Origin of the sequence: Bradyrhizobium sp. BR 10289 (genome assembly GCF_019455385.1) — a bacterium.
GTDB lineage: Bacteria > Pseudomonadota > Alphaproteobacteria > Rhizobiales > Xanthobacteraceae > Bradyrhizobium.
In genome coordinates, this window is the sequence record NZ_JACOFR010000009.1 from 86,440 (window position 1) to 105,886 (window position 19,447).

Sequence of the window (19,447 nt, forward strand, 5' to 3'; positions counted from 1 at the left end):
AGATCAGGACGTGACGCCGAGGATATTGGCGGCGCTGACGGAGACGCCGTTCACCGTGAGTGAGGGCGTGGAGGTCGAGGTGTCGATGCCGGTCACCGTGCCGGTGACGGTCGTGTAATTGAGCACCGAGTTGCCGGCGGTATCCGTCGCGGTCACCGAGATGGTGTACTTGCCGCCGTCGGCGAGCTGCTTGCCGCTGGAATCCTTGCCGTCCCAGGTGAAGCTGTTGGAGCCGGAATTGCCCGTACCGGTGCCGGTGTAGACGACGTTGCCGGAGGAATCCGAGATGCTGATCGAGACGTTCGAGGCGGAGGAAGACAGCGAATAGCCGAACGTCGCCGAGCCGTTGCTCAAGGTGGACGTGTCGGTCTTCGCCTCGACGGTGTGGCCGATATAGTTCACCGAGTTGAGCGTCACGAGGCTGGAGAATGAGCTCGCGAGCGAGGTGAGACTCGAGTTGATCGACTGCTGGGAGGTGAAATTGGCGTAGGAGGTGAGCTGATTGACGAGGTCGGTGGTCGAGGTCGCATTCAGCGGATCCTGGTTCTGCAGCTCGCTGACGAGCAGGCTCAGGAAGTCGCTGGACGTCAGTGTCGACGAGGACGACGTGCTCGACGACGACGTTGTCGTGGTCGCAGTCGTTGCGGAACTCACGGCGGAAACGGTCATCAGAAACTCCGGCTTTCTCGCGCTGTCCCGACCAGCTGTCGGTCGGCGGCGGCGCTTGAAATCTGTGTGCTGATGAAACGGGTGGGCGCGCGGATTCAGGCGAGGATTCGCGCGCGCGAAAACGGCTTTCGACACGGCAAAATCTGCCGTGCGCGAGAGTTGAAAGAGCGATGAGTTTTCAGGCGGATTGTTGCGGCAACGGCGCTATGTCCCCTCTCCCCGCAAGCGGGGCGAGGTGAAGAAAGAACGAGCTCTGATCGAAGAGAGCCTCAGCTCTCCGCCGTCTCGCCTTCCGTGCGCGGCTCGGCGGTGTCGGTCTGCATCTTCGCGGCGGCGGCGACGATGCGGTCGGCGAGGCCTCTGGGGGCGCGGACCGCAGGCGCGGCGAGCGCCTGACGCAGGGCGCGCGCCTCCTCCAGCACGACTTGTGCGGCAGACGATTGCGCCAGCAGCGCTTCGGCGGGCAAACGCCGATCGTCGGGCCAGAGCGCGAGATCCTCGCCCAGCCGATCGATCAGTTCCTCAAACTCGGTGACGTCCATCGCCTGCCGATCCCGCCTCGGTCAGGCCCGTCATAAAGCATTGCAGTCGCGGCGGAAACCGGATTTCGGCCGTTACGGGCGCCAAAACCGCCCGCAGCACTACGGAAAGCGGCCACAAACTGCCGGCCGCCGCCCTCGCCTCCCCTCCCGGCGCCGCAGGAATAGGGTCTCGTCAGCCCTTGCGGGCCGAATCGGCCGGCGCGGCCTTGCCGCCACGCACCGTCGCATCGACGTGCTCCCAGGCCTCCCGCAACTCGGTCAGGCCGGCGATGATCCGCCGATAACTTTCGCGGGCATAGGGTCGGCCGTAGGCCTTGTGGCTCGCCAGGATCAGGCTGTTGTAGGTTTGGAACAGCCGCTCGGCCACCGCGCCCCCCCTCGCGAAATCGAGATTGTGGGCGAGGCCGCGCAGGATCGCAGTCGCCTTCATCAGATATTCGTGCCCCTCCTCGAAGCGCCGGGCCTCCTGCGCAGCAAGCGACTTCTGGAGGAAGGTGATCGCGCCGCCGAGCAGCATCGAAATGGCCTTGAGTGGCGGCACGCTGGTCGCGGCGCCCCGATAGGCCTGGTTGGCCATGTACGCCATCGGATTATGCATCATCAATTACTCGAGCTGGAGTTGAGCAGGGCCTTGAGATAGTCGAGCGTGTTGTTGGCGCTCTCGATCGCGGCTTGGTATTGCGCGTATTGCGTCTGGAGCTGCGCCTTGTAGGTGGAGGCGGAGCTCTCGATATCGTCGACCTTCTGCTGAAGATCATTGTCGCGATCGGTCAGGTTCGTGATCAGCGTCTGCAACTGGCCCGAGCTCGATGAGTAGTTTTTCGAGATCTGGTAGAGCTGCGTGGCGATGCCCTGGGTCGACGTCACCGTGATCGACTGCGAGGTCGAGCCCGTGTAAGTGAAGGCCATGCCCGCATAGGCCGATCCGGCAGCACCGATGATCGTCGTTCCGCTCACCGTGAACAGCGACGAGTCGCCGCCGACCGAAGCCGAGGAGAGATTTCCGTCCGCATCCACCGTGAGGTCGAGCGTGAAGGATTGCGGTGACGTTCCGGTGTTGACGACGGTGAGCTGGCTCGACGACGTCTTGGTCTGGGCCGACAGCAGCGTCGTGACGCCGCTCAGATTCGTGCTGAGGATCTCCGACAAGGTCGAGGTGTCGAGCTCGAGCTCGTTCTTCTCGTTGAAGGACAGGCCGAGATCGGCCATGGTCAATCCGCCGATGGTGCTGTTGAGTGCATTCTGGAGCGCGTCCATGATGTCGCGCATGGTGCCGTCACCGAACAGCACTGCGCTCGAATCCGCCGTACCATCCGAGCTGGTCGCCTGCTGCGCGATCACCGCGTCGCGAAACGTGTTGTAGTTGGTCACGAGGTTCTCAACCGCCGTCTCGATCTGGCTGGTATCGGGCTCGATGCTGATATTCAGCGTGGAGCCGCTCGGCGTCGCCTGGAGCAGGTTGAACGTCACCCCCGTGAGCACGTCGGTGATGTCGTTGGTATCCCGGGTCATCGAGATGCCGTCGAGGGCGAAGATCGCCGACTGTGACGTCTGAAGCACGTCGGCGAACGCGCCCGTGCTGTCGGTCACCCCGAGCTTGTTGAGGATGTCGTCGCCGGACGTGCTGGAATAGGTGATGTCGGCGGCATCCTTGGTCCCCGTCAGAACCATCTCGTAAGACCCGCTCGACACCTGGACGATCGAAGCCTGGACATTGGTGGACGAGGTCTGGGCGTTGATGGTATCGACGACGTCCTGTAGCGACATCGTGCTGTCGATGGTGATGTCAGCGGCGCTGCCGCCTTCGAGACCGACTGAGAACGTGCCGGAGTAGCCGAGCTCGTCGGTCTGGCTGGACTGCGAGGTGCCGGCCACTTTCTGCGCGGTCGCGACCTGGCTGATCGTCAGCGTGTGGTCGCCGGTCGCAGCGCCGTTGCTGACCGACATCGACAGCGCAGACGACGCGCTCACGTCGCCAGTCGAGCTGAGCGTCGCGGCGCGGGTCGCGAACACGTTGGTCGCCAGCGAATTCACCACGGCGGTCGCGAGCGAGGACAGCCCGCTCGACAGCGTGGAAAGATCGGTCTGAAGCGTCTGGTAGGCGGAGATCTTGGCTTCGTTGTTGGTGATGGTGGTCGAGATCGTGGTCGCCTGCGTGAGCTTGGCGTCCACCGCCGCGGTGATCAGCGCATCCCAGTCGATGCTGGTCGAGGTGGTGGTGCCGGTCGTGGTGACCGAAGAGCTGCTCGACGACGAGCTCGTGGTCGACGTGCTGCTGGTGCTCGAACTGACGCTGGTCACGTTGGTGTCCACTCCACCCCAGAGAGGACCGGGCCGACATTCATGCCGGCCCGGGGATGACGGTCTTCAGGTCAGGCCTTAGCTGAGGAGCTTGAGCAGGTACTGCGGCATCTGGTTCGCCGCGGATTCCGCCGACACCGCCGCCTGGGTCTTCACTTCCGCGGAGGACAGCTTGGCCTGCTCGGACGCGATGTCCACGTCCTTGATCGCCGAGTTCGCGGACTGCAGGTTCTGCGTCTGGGTCGAGATCGAGTCCGACGAGAAGTTGAACCGCGATTCCTGCGCACCGATGCTGGCGCGGGCGGCCGAGACAGTGTCGATCGCATTATCCAGGACCGTCAGCGCCGAGGTCGCGTCCGACAGCGAGCTGACGTCGAGTGAGGAGACGCCGATCGAGGACGCCGTGAGGCTGGTCAACGTGATGGTGATGGTGTCGGAGCCGGAGGAGCCGACCAGCACGGAGACGCCTGAAGAGAACACGCTCGAGCCATCCAGGAGGCTCTGGCTGGAATAGCGCGTGCCGGTCGCGATCGAATCGATTTCGCTCGTGAGCTGCGTGAACTCCGAATTGATGTAGGCGCGGCTGGAGTCAGTCGTGGTGCCCGAGGCGGACTCGGAGGCCAGCGACTTCATGCGCGCCAGGATGTCGGAGATGTTCGAAGCACCGCCGTCGGCGGTCTGGAGGATCGCGGTCGCCTGCGAGGCGTTGGTCGCGGCCTGCTGCAGCGTGGTGACGTCCGAGGAGATGCGGGTCGAGATTGCAAGACCCGCCGCGTCGTCGGAGGCCGAGGTGATGCGCGAACCGCTCGACAGCTTCGAGAGCGAGCTGCTCTCCTGCGCGGAGTTGATGTTGAGATAACGGACCGCTGCGTTGGCGGCGGTATTGGTGTTGATTGCGGGCATTGGAAGCTCCTGTGCTGATGGGCAAGCGTGCCGCATCGTTGAAGACGATTGACGACGCGAACCGCAGCCCCGTCCGTTCGCTCAAACGGGGGAGCGCAGAGAGATCAGGCGCGAAAATTTCCGTGGGGCCGATTTTATGGTTAGCGATCGGTAAACGCGGTGCGGATGTCGCGTTCGTGCTTGCGCAGCAGCTGGCGAAGCTGCTGGCGGCCGCGCTTGAGCAGCGACTCGACCGCCGCGACCGTGGTGTCCATGACCTGCGCGATCTCGCCGTTGCTCATGTTCTCGTGGTACGAGAAGATCACCGCGATGCGCTGCTGCTCGGGCAGGCGCTGCATCGCAAGCTCCAGCATGCTGTTCAGCTCGTTGCGCTCGATGATCTCGACGGCGCCGGGCTGGCCGTCGGCGACCTCAGGCACCGTCTCGACGTTCTCGTTGCGTGGCTTGCGCCTGAGGTCGATGCAGCGATTGGAGATGACGCGATAGAGCCAGGTCGAGAATTTGGCCCGGCCATGCTGCCAGCGTCCGCGATGGCTCCAGATCTTGAGCATGGTGTCCTGCACCACGTCCTCGGCATCCGCAGCGTTGCCGACGATGCGCAGCGCGATCGCGTAGGCGCGATCGATGTGACGCTCGACCAGCAAACGGAACGCCTCCTCGTCGCCGGTCGCGAGCTTGTCGAGGAGCTCGCTGTCTTCGTCGAAGACGACATCCTCGCTCACAGGCGCGCTGTCGGGCGCAAGCGGCACCGACGGCATCGTCGGCACGATCTCTTCCGCCACAACCGTCGCCGCAATCTCGGCCTCGGCGGGAGCCATGACATCAGCAGCATAACTCATCCCGCAACCTCCAACCCGCAATGCCGGCGGCGCATATGCCACACGGCTTCCAGGCGTTGAACGCGGGGCCAAAACAATCCAGGCGAAGAATTTTTGTTGTTTTTCAAGAAGTTAGCAGGTCAGTTTTGCCGAGTATCGGGCAATAATTGCCGATTGCGCGCTTCTTTCGCGCGTCACACCGGCAAACATCACATCGTCTCGCGCCATGGCGGATCATCCATCCTGAACGGATGCAACGGTGAGAAAACGCTGACATTACGCGGCACTAGGTGATCAGGCGCGACACGCGCGCATCGCGTGAAGGCACGATTGTTTCCGAGTGTGAATGAACGCGAGACCGCTTCTGCACCCGGCAATTTTTTCCGAATCACCTTTTCGAACCTAGCGATTTTTTTGAATCTGTCAGTCGCCGCGAACGCGTTTTTGAATCGCGCGTGAATTTTTTTCGCGTTCGTGGCGCCTGAGATCGGCAACGCGCACGTTAATCGATCTGATTGGCGGGGAAATGCTGGGATGACGATCGCAACGGCCGGCGCGAAGCGCCGCGAAAGAATTGTTTCTGCTTGGTCGTTCGATGTTTTCGATACATTTCTGCTGCGCGCCTGCACGACGTCGGATGGCGTGTTTGAAAGGACTTACGAGCTTTCCGGCATTTCAAGAACTTGTCCGAATGTTTCCAAGAGTTTCGTTCAGCATCGAATCCAGGCCGAGGCGCGCGCACGGAGAACCGCGAAGCAGAAGCGTGGCGCAAGCGAAATTCACATCGGCGAAATTTATTCCTATTTTCCGTTCAGGCTCTTCGGCCTTGCGCGTCACCATCTGAGCGACCTCGTCGAATCAGAGTTCGCCGCGGAGCTCGAGCTCTGTCGCGCCAACCCGGACATGCTTCGGCAATATCTGGACATGAAACGCGCCGGCCACCGCGTCGGATTCATCTCCGACACTTACTGGGATTCTGGCCGGCTGGCCCGACTGCTGCGCGCATGCCGCCCGGGGCTGGATTGGGACTTCCTCTACGCCTCCTGCGATCACGGCAGCGGCAAGAGCGAGGCCCTCTTCGCAAAGTACCTGTCCGAGCAGGGTATCGACGCCAGCGTCTCGTTTCACGTCGGCGACAACGACAACGCCGACATCAAGGGCGCAAAGCGCCACGGCATTCGACCGCGCTATTATCCGCAAGCCACACAGCAATTGGCATCGATGTTCCAGCGCGAGACTGCGGTGTTCGAGCTGCTCTGCGAAGGTGCGCCGTCGCGGCTCGATCACGGCGCCCGCACCCTGCGGCGCATGGTTGCCGCGCGCAGTGCCGAAAGATCTGCGGCCTTCCATCTCGGGCTGATGGTCCACGGCCCGATGCTGACGGCATTCGACGCGTTCGTGGCGCGGCGCTGCGATGAGGTTTCAGGACCCGGCCGGCGGGTCAAGGTCGGCTTTCTCGGCCGCGATGGTTTCCTGTCGCACCGGATCTGGCAGAACCTCCACGGCATGACGTCGGCCTATCTCGAGATCAACCGTCGCGTCAGCCTGATCGCCTCCGCCGACACGCTGCAACCGCTGGCCGATCTGCTGGCAAATATCGTGAAGATCGATGCGCCGATATTCGCCGACATGACCAAGACGATGACGCCGAGGATCGCCAGGTTCTTCGCAAGCTCGCCCGACGGGATCGTGACCGGCAAGGAGATCGCCGAGGCACTGCCGGATCTGATGGACGCCGGCGAGATCGCCGACCTTGCTGCCGGCTTACGCGCCCGGCTCATCGCCTATCTCCGCCATGTCATCCCGGGCTTCGACGACTGCACCGACCTCGTGCTCACCGATCTCGGTTATGCCGGCAGCGTGCAGAAGGCCATGCGGCGCGTATTCGATCTCGAAGGCATCCCAATCCGCCTACACGGCACCTACCTGATGTCGCTCGACGACGCCTTCCATGACCTCCCCGAGGGCGACAGCGCCGTGGGTCTGATCTCCGACCTCGTCGTGACGCCCCACATCAAGCGCATGCTGGTCCGCAACGCTCCGATGCTGGAGCAAGCCTGCTGCTCCCCCGATGGCTCGGTGCGCGATTATGACGGCGACCAGGTTCTGCGTGAGGTCAATCCACGCCCGGCGAGCCAGATCGCGCTGGCTGCAGAGATCCAGGCCGGCGCGCTGGCGTTTGCCGAGAACGCAGACAGGGTTGCGCTCGAATATGGCCTCAGACCTTATGCTGTAACGGAGGTCGCAGCGCGCTGGTGCATGGCGACGGTGGCACGGCTGTTGTTACAGCCTGACGAGAATGAACTGGCGCTGCTCGGCGCGTTCTTGCACGACATGAATCTCGGCACCAACACGCTCGTTCCCATGATCGACGGCCGTTTCATCCGCAGGCTGATCACCGCACGCGGCCTCTCCGCCGCCTGCACGTTGGCCGGGCCACCAATCTGGCTGGGCGGAAGCTTTTCAGCCCTGTCGCCGTCCTACGGCTATTTCTATCTGCTGTTCGGGGCAAACCGCCTGCCCGCCGACGTCTTCGAGGACACCCCCTGCGGCCTCGTCCAGATCGGCCTGTTTCGCGCGGATGGCGGCGCCACCCTGGAGACGGTGACGGTCCATCGCACCGGCCTTGGCGAATTGCGGCTGCGTGTTCCGATCTCTCGCGACATCGGAATCGCCGCAGTCGCGCTGCCACTGCCGAAATTCGCTCCTGAAGGCCTTCTGCATGACGTGACCATGCAATCTGGCGACGACATCCGCGACGCCGCCGAAAGCAGTGACGTGGTCGGCATCGCGGCCGAAAGCCTGGTCTATGCCGGCGTGCAGCGGAACGGTGCGCATTATCGTACTGAGAATGACGACGCCTGCCTGCTGATCCCGGTCGTCCCGATGACGCACGATATCGCGATCTATTCGGTCGCGATCACGCCACACGGTCCCAGTCTCAAATAGTCCGCCTGATCGCGTCGCACCGGCCGTTCAAGTCGAAGGGCTGGCCGGCGACGTGAGGGGCAGGAAATTGACGGACGGGACGCACGCAAACCTTGATGACCTCCTGCAATCCGGCGGTATCAGGCTCGGTCGGGCCCAGCGCGATCGTCTGCACTGGCTGACCGGCCAGTATGGCGCGCCGACACTGGACCCCCTCGCCGGAGGCAAACGCAGCGGCGTCGTCATCCTCAAGGAGCCTCTGAGCGGCGCCGCGGCCGAGCTGTTCTACCGCTCGCTCAATCCGGCCAGCGCCGTCGTCATCCCCAGAGGCGAGAATCCCGGCTTCGACTTCCTCAAATCGAAGCTGACCGAGTTCGGCACTGTCGGTCCCTCTGGTGCGGACGGCCCGCACGAGATGTGGTGGGGCGGCATCGGCTGGTCGAAATTCCTCGCCGCGGCCGATACGTCGGTCGTCCGCCCCCGGATCGTCTCCTGCTATCCGCGCGGTGGCGACGCGACCGCGGCCTTTGCGCTCCGGCACTTGGTCGAACGGTTCGACCTCCCCTGCCATATCGAGCCGATCGACACGGAACTCGGCGACCGCCTCCTCTGCTTCGAGAAGGCCGAGTTCATGCTGCGGATGTGGAACAAATATCGCGAGCCGCTGCTGTTCGTCGAAGCCGGCGCAATCTTGCGCGATGCGCCGCTGCTGCCGGGCTTTCTCGGCTGCGACGTCGCCCTGCACAAGTGGAATCGCTGGGAAATGTCGGGCCGCACGCTCTATCTCGGCCGTACCGATCGCGCCGAACAGCTGCTGCGCGCCTGGCAACAGCTCGCCGCATCCTACCCCGCGATCTGGGAGGGCTATCTGCTCGACCAGGCCTGGAGCCTGACGTCATCGCAGGTGCCGCTGGATACGGTGTGGCTGCCGCGCTCCTATCACGCCCTGAAGGGCGACCTCGGCGCGATGCGCGCGACGATCCTGCATGACCAGCAGACGACGACGCTGGAGCTTGGGCCCGATCCGGGCTTCGCCAGCATCGCGCGCGTGGCCCGCCGCGCCGGGCGCACCGGCGCCCGCGACGCCTTCATGGTGATGACCTCGAAGGCCGAAACCGGCAACGGCATCGCCCTGATCCTGAGCGACGTCTCGGCCAGCGATGCAGGCGCGGTGGCCGCAACCGTGGAGGCCGTGACCGGCGCCTATGCGGCCGATTGCGGCGGATATGGCCGGCTCGAGCTGTCGCTCTGCGCCTGGCAGGACGACGTCGGCGCCGCCCGCGAGGCCGCGGCGCAGGCGCGCTACCGCATCCTGGAGATCGCGCCCGGGCAGCGCATCGCCAATGATTTCTTCGCCGCCCACGCTTCCGACGGTGCGGTCATGACCGCCCGCCATCTCTTCCCTTGAGGGACGTCACACGATGCTCAAGACCATCATCTTGCTTACCGACACTGTGCAACAGCAGCAGCCGCTGGCCAATCTGCTCCGCGAGCACAATCGCGAGCTCACCTTCTGCTCCGCGCTACGCGCCGAGAACCTCAGCGCCATCGCCCCCGAGGTGCTGAGTGAGGCACGGCTGGTGTCCTTCGCCGCCGACGTTGCCGTCCCCGAAAAGCTCCTGCTCCAGCTCGGCTATGGCGCCTACAAATTCTACGCCGCACCGACGCAGTTTCCGGGCCTGCCGCCGGCGCCCGACGAGTGCGACGAGAATCCGCGCTGCTACTCCGTCATCGCGCAGTCGATGATGATCTGGCCCGATTTCAAGAAAGTGGTCGGCCTGGAGACCGTGACCATCCCCGACGGCACCGCTCCCGCCGAGCGCGAGCGGCTGGTGTTCTCCCGTCTTGCGTACCTGTTCTGGCAGATGTCGGGCATGATCGCCGGCGAGGCTACCGATCTCCCCGGCATCATCGAGTCCAACGAAAACCGGCGTCCGGCGCTCGCGATGATGAACTAAGGGCCGCCAGCGCGGTGCGAGGCTGCGCGGAACGCCAGGCAGTGCTCCGGCGCCGCGACCGCGATCCTCCGGCGCTCGCACGGCGAGGCCGCGGTCGCGCAGCTCCGCACGCCCAATTCTCCGACGCTGGCATCGAGATCGATGCAAACGCTTTGAGCATCTTCTAAGTTACAGATTCTTCTTTTTGCTACGTGTGCTTCCCGTCCCGTTTTGTTCACGGTGGCAACACGGCCTCGAGGTCTGAATAGATCACGTCGGCCGTGCGCTGATAGTGCTGCTGGAGCAGTGCGACAGCGTCATCCGTCCTGCGATCGAGCACCGTCTGAAGGATCTGCGCGTGCTCGGTCCCGATCTTGCGGACCGGATAGGCCTTGGCGATCGACATCATGCGATAGCGATAGAGCCGGTCCGCGAGCTGCTCGCAGAAGCCCAGCAGCGGACGCGAGCCGCACAAGCCGATCAGCGTCGCATGGAAGGCGCGATGCGCCTTTTCCCAGTCGGGATTGTCCGTGAACTTGTCCGGGTCGAGCGAACGCGGCGTGCGGTCGAGGCGGTGGTGCGTCACCAGCAGTGCCTCCTCCCAGTCCTGGGTGGCGTTCTGCATAGATTCGCGCAGGGCGAGACCTTCGACCCAGCAGCGCGTCTTCGTCAGCTCCTGAAGCTCATCCTTGCTGACCGGCTTCACGTAGAAGCCGCGCTGCTCCATGCCGATGACGAACTCCTCCGTGGTGAGGCGATTGAGCGCCTCGCGCAGCGGGGTCTGCCCGACATTGTAGTGCTCCATCAGGAAGCGCGACTGGAGCTTGCGGCCGGGCGCGAGCCGCGTGGTCAGGATGTCGGCCTTGAGGCGGGCATAGATGCTCGTCGCCAAGGTCGCCGGCGCATCCGGCTTCGGGCTGGACAGGTCAGAGCTGATACTGTGCTGATTCATCAAGCTTTCTGTACATCAGGCGGCTGCACATCATAATTTATAAATTTCTTCTTTACGTCGCTGTTTATATATATTAATCCTCTGCCAACAACAACCGGCTCTGGTGGCGATCAGCGGCTGCTTCGGCGCGCGTCTCCGGGCCCTTTCACGAGGAAGCCCGATGTCCGATTTTCCGGTGGTCGCGTTGCGCAGCGTCGAGATCGCGACGCCGCATCTCGGCGCCTCCACGGATTTCTATCGGAAGGTCTGGGGGCTCGACTTTGCCGCGGAAGCCGACGGCACCATCTATCTGGCGGCGACCGGAGCGGACTTCCACGTCATCGAATTGACGCAAGGGGACCGCGCCGCGCTGCGCAAGATCAGTTTTCGCGTGCGCTCGCGCGAAGACCTCGACCGCCTGTTCGCGCGTGCGTGCGAGGCGGGTTGTGAGATCATCTCCCCGCCCGGCGCGGCGCATGCACCCTCAGGCGGCGAGCACTTCGTGGTCCGCGAGCCGCAAGGCTGCTGCATCGAGTTCGTCCACGGCGACCGCACCAAGACCGCGCGCGTCCTGGCTGATCGTCCCGAACGGCTCGCCCATGTCAACATCAACAGCGCCGATATCGAGAAGCTCTCGAAATTCTACCAGCAGGTGCTCGGCTTTCGCCTGACCGATCGCTCGAAGCTGATGGCTTTCCTGTGCTGCAACAGCGACCACCATGCTGTCGTGCTTGCGGAAGCACCGGTGAACGGGCTCAACCACATCGCCTTCCTGATGCCTGACCTGGAATCGGTGATGCGCGGCTCGGGCCGCATGGTCGACCATGGCTTCCCGATCGGCTGGGGCGTCGGCCGCCACGGCCCCGGAGACAACGTGTTCGCCTATTTCGTCGACCCCTCGGGGATCGTCATCGAATACACCGCCGAAGTCCTTCAGGTCGACGACTTCTATCGCGCCAAGGGACCGTCGGAATGGGTCTGGCCACCCGGGCGCAGCGACCAATGGGGCATCGCGCCGCCGAAGAGCGAAGCCTGCAAGACCGCGCAGCTCTCCGTCTTGTTCGACACGGCGCGCTGCGCATGACGATGTCCTGCGCTCCCACACATCACGACGTCCTCGTCGTCGGCTTCGGACCGACCGGCGCCGTCGCAGCAGGCCTGCTCGGCCGCCTCGGCCATCGCGTGCTCGTCGTCGACCGTCTCAACGGCATCTACGACAAGCCGCGCGCGATCGCGCTCGACCACGAGATATTTCGTCACTTCGACAACATGGGATTGGCCGAGGCCATCGCGCCGCACGTCGAGCCGTTCTCTGCATCGGAGCATTTTGGCGTCGATGGCCAGCTGATCCGGCGCGTCCATATGGTCGCTGAACCCTATCCTCTCGGTTACACGCCGAGCATGGTGTTCAGCCAGCCGCCGGTCGAAGCAGTGCTGCGCGGTCACGCCCTGAGCTTTCCGAGCGTCCGCGCCGCTCTCGGCGTCGAGTTGGTCGATTTCGTGCAGCGATCCGACCGTGTCGAGGCAACGCTGCGGAACGCCGACGGGCACTTGCAGAAGATGACGGCGCGCTACGTCCTCGGCTGCGACGGCGCCTCGAGCACGGTGCGCCAGATCGGACGGATCGCGCTCGAAGACCTGATCTTCGACGAGCCCTGGCTGGTGGTCGACGTGCGCGTCAATCAGGAGGCTCTGGCCAAGCTGCCGCCAAACTCGGCGCAGTTCTGCAATCCGGCGCGGCCTGTCAGCTTCCTGATCGGCCCCGGCAATCATCGGCGCTGGGAAATCATGTTGCTGCCGGGCGAGGATGCCAGGCAGATGGAGCGGCCGGAGAATGTCTGGTCGCTACTATCACCGTGGCTGATGCCGGACGACGGCGAACTGTGGCGGGCGGCCTCCTATCGCTTCCACGCGCTGGTGGCGGCCAACTGGCGCAACTGGCGCATCGTGATCGCCGGCGATGCCGCGCATCAGCAGCCCCCCTTCATCGGCCAGGGCATGTGCCAGGGCCTGCGCGATGCGACAAACCTCGTCTGGAAGCTCGACCGCGTGCTCAAAGGCACCTCGCCGGAGACGTTGCTCGACAGCTACACGGCCGAGCGCAAGCAGCACGTGATCGAGCTGACCGGCAAGATCAAAGCGATCGGCCAGTCGATCTGCGAGCGTGATCCGGCGGCCGCGCGGCGCCGCGACGCGCAGATCCTCGATCAAGGCGGCGGCAAGCCGCTGGAAATAACTAGGCAGGAGATCATCCCGCCGCTGCGCATGGGCTTCCTGGCGGAATACGTCGGAGCCGCGCGGGGCACCCTGTTTCCGCAACCGATGGTCCTGCATGGCGGCCTTCCCTGCCTGCTCGACAAAATCACCGGACCCGGTTTGCGCGTTGTGCTCGACGGCCGCCGCAGCGATCTATCCTCTCTGATGGCGCTCTGCGCCGCGCATCCCGAACTCGCTACAACGGCCATCGCGCCTTCCGGCACCGGGGCCTCCGGCGTGCTCGAAGAGACCGACGGCGTGCTGGCCGGCTGGTTCGACCGGTACGGCGTTGCCGCCGCAATCGTGCGGCCGGATCATTACGTGTTCGGGACGGCACAGGATGCCGCAGAACTCGACGATCTCTTGCGCGACCTCAACGCGCGCCTGCACGACCAACCCGATCCGAATTTCAGAATGGAGAACACAGCATGAAGCTCGCAACCGTTGCTATCGATGGCCGCACGACGTGGGGTCTCGTCGAGGGCGACAATTTCATTGACGTCGGTGCCGTGCTCGCCAGCCGTTATGCCGATCTCAGGGCCGCCATCGCAGGTACCCTCGCAGGCGTCGCGGATGCGAAGTCCGGGGCAGCCGCCATGCCGATTGCGAAGCTCACCTTCCTGCCCGTCATTCCGAACCCGGACAAGATCCTGTGCGTGGGCCTCAACTACGAGACGCACCGGAAGGAAACCGGGCGCAGCGAGGTCGAGCATCCCACCATCTTCTCACGCTACGCCAACAGCCAGACCGGCCATCTGAAGCCGATCGTCCGGCCGCGCGTCTCGACCGACCTCGACTTCGAGGGCGAGCTCGCGGTCGTTATCGGCAAGGCCGGACGTTACATCTCGCGCAGCGAGGCGATGAGCCATGTCGCCGGTTATGCCTGCTACAACGATGGCAGCGTCCGCGATTTCCAGCGCCACACCCATCAATTCACGCCGGGAAAGAATTTTCCCGATACCGGGGCGTTCGGACCGTGGATGATGACGCCGGACGAGCTCGGCGAACTGGCCGAGCTCAAGCTCACCACCCGCCTCAACGGCGAGGTCGTGCAGGAAGCCCAGATCAAGCACATGATCTTCGATATCCCGCGGCAGATCGAATATTGCTCGACCTTCACCCGGCTCGAGCCGGGTGACGTGATCGTCAGCGGCACGCCTGGTGGAGTCGGCGCCCGGCGCAACCCGCCGCTCTGGATGAAGCCCGGCGACATCGTCGAGGTCGAGGTCGAGAAGCTCGCGATCCTGCGCAATCCGGTCGCCGACGAGGCGACGTGAGCGATCCGCTCGGCAGATCCCTACGCCCCGGCGGCGGCGAGACTTACCTCGCGCCTCCGCCGGGCCGACGTGCCTGATTGAGACGACAAGCAAAAACCAAAGAGGGGAAACGCATGAGCAACACCGCAGAGGTCATCACCGGAACGACGGACCGCGCCGAACCGGCGCCGATCACCCCCGCCTTCCGCAAGCTCGTGGTCGCGTCCTCGCTCGGATCGGTAATCGAACACTATGATTTCTTCATCTACGCCTTCACCGCGCCCGTGGTGTTCGATCGTTTCTTCTTCCCCAAGATGGATTCGACCGCGAGCATGCTGGCGGTGTACGCGACGTTCGCAGTCGGTTTCGTCGCCAGGCCGCTCGGCGGCATGGTGTTCGGCCATTACGGCGACCAGCTCGGTCGCAAGGCGATGCTGACGATCACCTTCGTGCTGATGGGCGTCACGAGCTTCCTGATCGGCTGTCTGCCGAGCTATGATTCGATCGGACTTTTGGCGCCGATCGCACTGGTCGCGCTGCGCTTCGCGCAGGGCTTTGCCTTCGGCGGCGAATATATGAACGCGGTGTCGCTGACGCTGGAGAATGCGCCCTCGGCAAGGCGCGGCTTCTTCGCCTCCTTCGTCAACGCCTCGGGCCCGATCGGCGTGATCCTCGCTTCGGGTTTCATCGCGCTGCTCGGCTTCGTCTCGGCCCCGCAGGATTTCGCCCAATGGGTCTGGCGCGTGCCCTTCGTGCTGAGTCTCGTGCTGGTGGTGCTCGGCACCTACATCCGCCTCCAGGTCGACGAATCGGCATTGTTTAAGATGGTACAGGCTTCGGCCGCGCGGCCGAAGGCACCCCTGCTGGCAGTGGTGCGGTCGTGGAAAAAATCGGTGCTGTTCGGCTGTCTCGCCAACATGGCGCACAGCACGTTCCAGTACATGAGCACGGTTTTCGTGCTCGGCTATGCGGTCAGGACGCTCGGCATGGCGCAATCCAACGTCACCTTCGGCACCATGGTCGCCAACGTGCTGGAGATGTGCATGGTGCCGCTGATCGCGAGCTACTCGGACCGCTTCGGCCGGCGACCCTTCATTGCACTCGGCATTCTGCTGGCCGCCGCCTGGTATCCGATCGACTTCCAGCTGGTCGCGAGCAAGGATCCGACACTGCTGATCACTGGCCTCATCGTCTCGATCGGGATCATCCACGCGCTGATGTTCGCGCCGGAAGCGGCCTTTACGGCGGAGCTGTTTCCGACCGAAGTCCGTGTCAGCGGCTCCTCGCTCGGCAAGCAGCTCGGCATCATCCTGGGCGGCGGCATCGCGCCCCTGGTCGGCACCGCCCTGATGGGATCGAGCGGCAGCTTCACCCCGGTGATCCTGTATTTCGAGGCGATCGCGGCCTGCGCCTTCATCGGCATCCTGCTCGCACCGGAAAGCGCGAAACGCGCCCTGTAGGCGACCCGCCGGCGGTCGCGACCGACATGCTCGCCGACGAGCAGGACGCCTGATGGCAGCGAGGCCACCATCCCTGTCGACAAGGATGCTTGGCTGAGATTGGCTGACGTTTGGATGTAGCTCGCGTCAGCAGCCGATAGACGCGGCACCCGTCCGATCCTTGGAACGTCAGCCGAAAGCGCTCATTCCCGTGTCAGCGCCGCCACCGGGTCGAGCCGCGAGGCGTTGCGCGCGGGCATGTAGCCGAAGGCAACGCCGATCGCGGTCGAGGATGCCACCGCGATGACAATCGCCGTCGTCGAGTAGATCAGCTGGAAGCCGACATCGAAGGCGTTGAAGATGGCGCCGAAACTCAGCGCAAAGCCGATCCCGAGCGAGCCGCCGATCAGGCAGACCAGCACCGCCTCGATCAGGAATTGCTGGAGGATGTCGGACTGACGCGCGCCGACCGCCATGCGCACGCCGATCTCGGCGATACGCTCGGAGACGGACACCAGCATGATGTTCATCACACCGATGCCACCGACGATCAGGGAGATCACGGCAATGGCGGCGACCAGCAGCGTCAGGATCTGCGCGGTACTCTGGATGGTGCGGCGGATATCGTCGGTGTTGAGGATGAAGAAGTCCTTCGTGCGGTGACGTTCCGTCAGGAGGCGGGTGACGGCCTGCTCGGCCACACTGGTCGATATCGTATCGACGACGCGGACGCTAATACTGCGCAGCGAGGGATCGCCGAGAAAACGCGCCTGCACCGTGGTGTAGGGCAGATAGACGGTGGGGCTTGCACTCGAACCAAAGCCGCTGGTTTGCTGGCGGGTGACGCCGACGATACGGCACGGCACTTTCCCGACCAGGAAGACCCTTCCGATCGGGCTCGACGTGCGATCGGGAAATAGCGTCTTGCGTGCGTTGTCGTCGATCACCGCATCCTGTGCATAGCTGCGCACGCTGTCAGCGTCGAAGAAGCTGCCCTCAGCCAGCTGAGTACCCTTGACCTGGAAATAGGACTCGCCGACGCCGCTGACCTGCGCGCTGGCCTCGATCGCGCTAAAGCGCACCGTGCTCGTGGTCGATACCGTCGGTGTCACCGCAGCGACATAGGATTCCTGCCCCAGCGCCCGCGCATCGGCCAGCACCAGCGTCTTGATCTTGGCCGAGCGGGTGTCACCGAAATCCTTGCCCGGAAAGATCTCCAGCGTGTTGGTGCCGAGGCTGTTGATGTTGGCGAGCACCCGCTCCTGCGAGCCCGAGCCTAGTGCCACCACGCAGACCACAGACGCGACACCTATGATGATGCCGAGCATGGTCAAAAACGCACGCAGCCGATGCGCATTCATGGACAGAAGCGCCATGCGCAGCGTTTCCTCGAAGCGGCCCAGCGCCGCTCGCCAGTCCGACGTCACCGACGCCAAGGTCTCCACTGACGCCGGAGCATGAGCTGAGGTAACGTCGGAACGATCACGCGGGTTGGGCTGATCGGAGCACACCTTGCCGTCGCGCAGCTCTATGATACGCTTGGCGCGGCGGGCTACCGCCATGTCATGGGTCACGATGATCACCGTGCGGCCTTCGGCGTGGATCTCGTCGAGGATGCGCAACACCTCCTCGCCGCTCCGGCTGTCGAGCGCACCGGTCGGCTCGTCGGCGAGGATCACATTGGCGTCGTTGATCAGAGCGCGCGCGATCGAGACACGCTGCTGCTGGCCGCCCGAGAGCTGCCCTGGCGTATGCTCGAGCCGGTTCTCCATGCCGAGACGGCCAAGCAGGCGCGCCGCCCGGTCCCGCCGGTCGGAGGCGCTGCGGCCGGCATAGATCGCAGGCATCTCGACATTGCCGACCGCGGTGAGCTCGGCGAGCAGATGATAGCGTTGGAAGATGAATCCGAAGTGCTCCCGCCTGAGTGCCGCGAGTTCGTCCATGTCGAGCGAGCCGACGTCGCGGCCGGCGATCCGGTAATGTCCGGAGGTTGGACGGTCGAGGCAGCCGAGGATATTCATCAGCGTCGACTTGCCCGAGCCTGAGGTGCCGACGATCGCGACCATTTCGCCGGCCGCGATCCGGATGTCGACGCGGTCGAGCGCCACCACGGTAGCCTCTCCGGAGACGTAGGCGCGGCTGACCCCGTCGAGAACGATCAATGGCTCGGTCATCTCACATCCCCGGCGGCGGCAGCGCCGATTTTCCCTGTGAAACGTCGTTGCCGTTGATCACCACGCGCTCGCCGGCGGAGAGGCCGCTGCGGATCTCCGTCAGGATCTTGTTGCTGAGGCCGACCTTTACCGTCCGCGTGACGACGGAGCCCGACGATTCAACCACCCTCACCTTGGCGCTGCCGTCCGCGGCCGTCTCGCCGAGTGCGGCGACGGGAACGGTCAAGACGTTGTGCGCCCGGCCGAGCACGACATGCACCTCGGCGGTCATGTAGGTCCGCAAATCGCCCTCCGGATTCGGCACGTTGAAGATGCCGTTGTAGTAGATCGCCGACGAGGTCGACGACGAGGACGAGCTGCTGCTCGAGGACGTCGTGGTCGTCGAGGTAAAACTGCTGTCGGTCTTGATCGATTCCGGCGCAGGCTCGATGGATTCGAGCTTGGCTTCATAACGGCGCGCGGGATCGCCGAGGATGGTGAAGTAGACTTGCTGGCCGGGCCGGCACCGCACTACGTCCGCTTCGGAGATCTCCGCACGAATAGTCATGGTATCGAGCTGGCCGATCACGACGATGGTCGGCGCCGACTGCACCGCATTCACCGTCTGGCCTTCCTGGGTCACGATGGAGAGAACTGTGCCATTGATCGGTGCGATGATGCGGGTGTAGCCGAGATTGACCCGGGCAGTCTCGACCGCGACTTCCGCCTCGACGATCTGGGCGTCGAGCTGGGCGATCTGGGCCTTGGTGGTCTTGACGTTGGCTTCGGCGGAATCATAGTCCGCCCGCGACGACGCCTTCTGCGCTAGCGTGGTCTGCTGGCGCGCAAAGCTCGCTTCGGCGAGTGCGAGGCTCGCTTCCTTCTCATCTCGTTGAGCGCGGGTGTTCTGGAGCGCCGCCTGGTTGGTCCGCAGCGTGTTCTGCTGGGTCAGGGAGTCGATCTCGGCAATCAGATCGCCCGCCCTCACCGTCTGGCCGAGCGCAACCTTCAGCGACACCAGGCGGCCCGAGGCCTGCGCGCCGAGCGCCACCAGCTTGACCGGCTTCAGCGTGCCGGTCGCCAGCACGGTCTGCTCGATGTCGCCAAGCGTGACGGGCGCCGTCGCCAGATTGGCGTTCGACTGCGGGAGCAGCAAGAGCTTTGCGCCCCAACCGACCAGCGCCAGCACCAGGATGGCGGCGAAGATGCGCATGCGCCGAGGCGACGATTTTTGCCGCGATGGCGCGCTTGGCTGTGGCGCATGACTGGCCGGTCGCGGCACGGCGTCCGTCCGCGACTTGCGATCCCGCCCCT

16 protein-coding genes are annotated in these 19,447 nt (G+C 64.3%); 7 read left to right on the forward strand and 9 right to left on the reverse strand.

Annotated features, from left to right (window positions below):
• Positions 1 to 3: 3 nt before the first annotated feature.
• The 6 genes from HYH08_RS17310 to HYH08_RS17335 all read right to left on the reverse strand — a co-directional run bounded on the left by HYH08_RS17310 (position 4) and on the right by HYH08_RS17335 (position 5,254).
• Complete coding sequence (locus HYH08_RS17310; RefSeq protein WP_220011010.1) at positions 4 to 669, reverse strand: flagellar hook assembly protein FlgD; 666 nt, start codon at positions 667 to 669, stop codon at positions 4 to 6.
• Positions 670 to 938: 269 nt separating this feature from the next.
• Complete coding sequence (locus HYH08_RS17315; RefSeq protein ID WP_220011011.1) at positions 939 to 1,211, reverse strand: hypothetical protein; 273 nt, start codon at positions 1,209 to 1,211, stop codon at positions 939 to 941.
• 172 nt (positions 1,212 to 1,383) lie between these two features.
• Positions 1,384 to 1,812, reverse strand: coding sequence for a flagellar export chaperone FliS (locus HYH08_RS17320; RefSeq protein WP_220011012.1), 429 nt, complete (start codon positions 1,810 to 1,812; stop codon positions 1,384 to 1,386).
• Positions 1,812 to 3,512 (reverse strand): flagellar filament capping protein FliD, encoded by a 1,701-nt coding sequence (gene fliD, locus HYH08_RS17325; RefSeq protein WP_220011013.1) that lies wholly within the window; start codon positions 3,510 to 3,512, stop codon positions 1,812 to 1,814. Before fliD ends, HYH08_RS17320 begins: the two co-directional genes overlap by 1 nt.
• Before the next feature lie 78 nt (positions 3,513 to 3,590).
• Positions 3,591 to 4,415, reverse strand: a complete 825-nt coding sequence (locus tag HYH08_RS17330; protein WP_220011014.1) for a flagellin — start codon at positions 4,413 to 4,415, stop codon at positions 3,591 to 3,593.
• Between the two features lie 140 nt (positions 4,416 to 4,555).
• Positions 4,556 to 5,254, reverse strand: coding sequence for an RNA polymerase sigma factor (locus tag HYH08_RS17335; RefSeq protein WP_220011015.1), 699 nt, complete (start codon positions 5,252 to 5,254; stop codon positions 4,556 to 4,558).
• Positions 5,255 to 6,157: 903 nt separating this feature from the next.
• Here HYH08_RS17335 and HYH08_RS17340 point away from each other — a divergent pair.
• The 3 genes from HYH08_RS17340 (at position 6,158) to HYH08_RS17350 (ending at position 10,119) form a co-directional block, all read left to right on the forward strand.
• Positions 6,158 to 8,182, forward strand: coding sequence for a hypothetical protein (locus HYH08_RS17340; protein ID WP_349631434.1), 2,025 nt, complete (start codon positions 6,158 to 6,160; stop codon positions 8,180 to 8,182).
• Between the two features lie 67 nt (positions 8,183 to 8,249).
• Positions 8,250 to 9,569 carry a hypothetical protein gene (locus tag HYH08_RS17345; RefSeq protein ID WP_220011017.1) on the forward strand — a complete coding sequence of 440 codons (1,320 nt, stop codon included), beginning with the start codon at positions 8,250 to 8,252 and terminating at the stop codon, positions 9,567 to 9,569.
• 13 nt (positions 9,570 to 9,582) lie between these two features.
• Positions 9,583 to 10,119 (forward strand): hypothetical protein, encoded by a 537-nt coding sequence (locus tag HYH08_RS17350; protein WP_220011018.1) that lies wholly within the window; start codon positions 9,583 to 9,585, stop codon positions 10,117 to 10,119.
• Positions 10,120 to 10,333: 214 nt separating this feature from the next.
• Here the strand turns inward: HYH08_RS17350 and HYH08_RS17355 are convergent, their stop codons facing one another.
• Complete coding sequence (locus tag HYH08_RS17355; protein ID WP_220011019.1) at positions 10,334 to 11,050, reverse strand: GntR family transcriptional regulator; 717 nt, start codon at positions 11,048 to 11,050, stop codon at positions 10,334 to 10,336.
• Positions 11,051 to 11,210: 160 nt separating this feature from the next.
• Between HYH08_RS17355 and HYH08_RS17360 the strand changes: the two genes are divergently transcribed.
• The 4 genes from HYH08_RS17360 to HYH08_RS17375 all read left to right on the forward strand — a co-directional run bounded on the left by HYH08_RS17360 (position 11,211) and on the right by HYH08_RS17375 (position 16,001).
• The gene (locus HYH08_RS17360; RefSeq protein WP_220011020.1) at positions 11,211 to 12,113 is read left to right on the forward strand and encodes a VOC family protein; all 903 of its coding nucleotides are present in this window, start codon (positions 11,211 to 11,213) and stop codon (positions 12,111 to 12,113) included.
• The gene (locus HYH08_RS17365; RefSeq protein ID WP_220011021.1) at positions 12,110 to 13,717 is read left to right on the forward strand and encodes a bifunctional 3-(3-hydroxy-phenyl)propionate/3-hydroxycinnamic acid hydroxylase; all 1,608 of its coding nucleotides are present in this window, start codon (positions 12,110 to 12,112) and stop codon (positions 13,715 to 13,717) included. The genes HYH08_RS17360 and HYH08_RS17365 overlap by 4 nt, the downstream gene beginning before the upstream one ends.
• Complete coding sequence (locus HYH08_RS17370) at positions 13,714 to 14,562, forward strand: fumarylacetoacetate hydrolase family protein (protein ID WP_220011022.1); 849 nt, start codon at positions 13,714 to 13,716, stop codon at positions 14,560 to 14,562. The genes HYH08_RS17365 and HYH08_RS17370 overlap by 4 nt, the downstream gene beginning before the upstream one ends.
• A gap of 113 nt (positions 14,563 to 14,675) precedes the next feature.
• Positions 14,676 to 16,001, forward strand: coding sequence for an MFS transporter (locus HYH08_RS17375; RefSeq protein ID WP_220011023.1), 1,326 nt, complete (start codon positions 14,676 to 14,678; stop codon positions 15,999 to 16,001).
• Between the two features lie 182 nt (positions 16,002 to 16,183).
• On the opposite strand, the gene HYH08_RS17380 is transcribed toward HYH08_RS17375, so the two are convergent.
• A complete protein-coding gene (locus HYH08_RS17380; protein WP_220011024.1) occupies positions 16,184 to 18,154 on the reverse strand; it encodes a MacB family efflux pump subunit in 1,971 nt (656 codons plus the stop codon).
• A gap of 1 nt (position 18,155) precedes the next feature.
• A complete protein-coding gene (locus HYH08_RS17385; RefSeq protein WP_502788263.1) occupies positions 18,156 to 19,415 on the reverse strand; it encodes an efflux RND transporter periplasmic adaptor subunit in 1,260 nt (419 codons plus the stop codon).
• Positions 19,416 to 19,447: the final 32 nt, after the last annotated feature.

Excerpts from the sequence above, each read along its gene's own strand:
- HYH08_RS17310 (WP_220011010.1), bottom strand. The coding sequence starts at position 669 with ATGACCGTTTCCGCCGTGAGTTCCGCAACGACTGCGACCACGACAACG.
- HYH08_RS17315 (WP_220011011.1), bottom strand. The coding sequence starts at position 1,211 with ATGGACGTCACCGAGTTTGAGGAACTGATCGATCGGCTGGGCGAGGAT.
- HYH08_RS17320 (WP_220011012.1), bottom strand. The coding sequence starts at position 1,812 with ATGATGCATAATCCGATGGCGTACATGGCCAACCAGGCCTATCGGGGC.
- HYH08_RS17330 (WP_220011014.1), bottom strand. The coding sequence starts at position 4,415 with ATGCCCGCAATCAACACCAATACCGCCGCCAACGCAGCGGTCCGTTAT.
- HYH08_RS17335 (WP_220011015.1), bottom strand. The coding sequence starts at position 5,254 with ATGAGTTATGCTGCTGATGTCATGGCTCCCGCCGAGGCCGAGATTGCG.
- HYH08_RS17340 (WP_349631434.1), top strand. The coding sequence starts at position 6,158 with ATGAAACGCGCCGGCCACCGCGTCGGATTCATCTCCGACACTTACTGG.
- HYH08_RS17350 (WP_220011018.1), top strand. The coding sequence starts at position 9,583 with ATGCTCAAGACCATCATCTTGCTTACCGACACTGTGCAACAGCAGCAG.
- HYH08_RS17355 (WP_220011019.1), bottom strand. The coding sequence starts at position 11,050 with ATGAATCAGCACAGTATCAGCTCTGACCTGTCCAGCCCGAAGCCGGAT.
- HYH08_RS17360 (WP_220011020.1), top strand. The coding sequence starts at position 11,211 with ATGTCCGATTTTCCGGTGGTCGCGTTGCGCAGCGTCGAGATCGCGACG.
- HYH08_RS17365 (WP_220011021.1), top strand. The coding sequence starts at position 12,110 with ATGACGATGTCCTGCGCTCCCACACATCACGACGTCCTCGTCGTCGGC.
- HYH08_RS17370 (WP_220011022.1), top strand. The coding sequence starts at position 13,714 with ATGAAGCTCGCAACCGTTGCTATCGATGGCCGCACGACGTGGGGTCTC.
- HYH08_RS17375 (WP_220011023.1), top strand. The coding sequence starts at position 14,676 with ATGAGCAACACCGCAGAGGTCATCACCGGAACGACGGACCGCGCCGAA.
- HYH08_RS17380 (WP_220011024.1), bottom strand. The coding sequence starts at position 18,154 with ATGACCGAGCCATTGATCGTTCTCGACGGGGTCAGCCGCGCCTACGTC.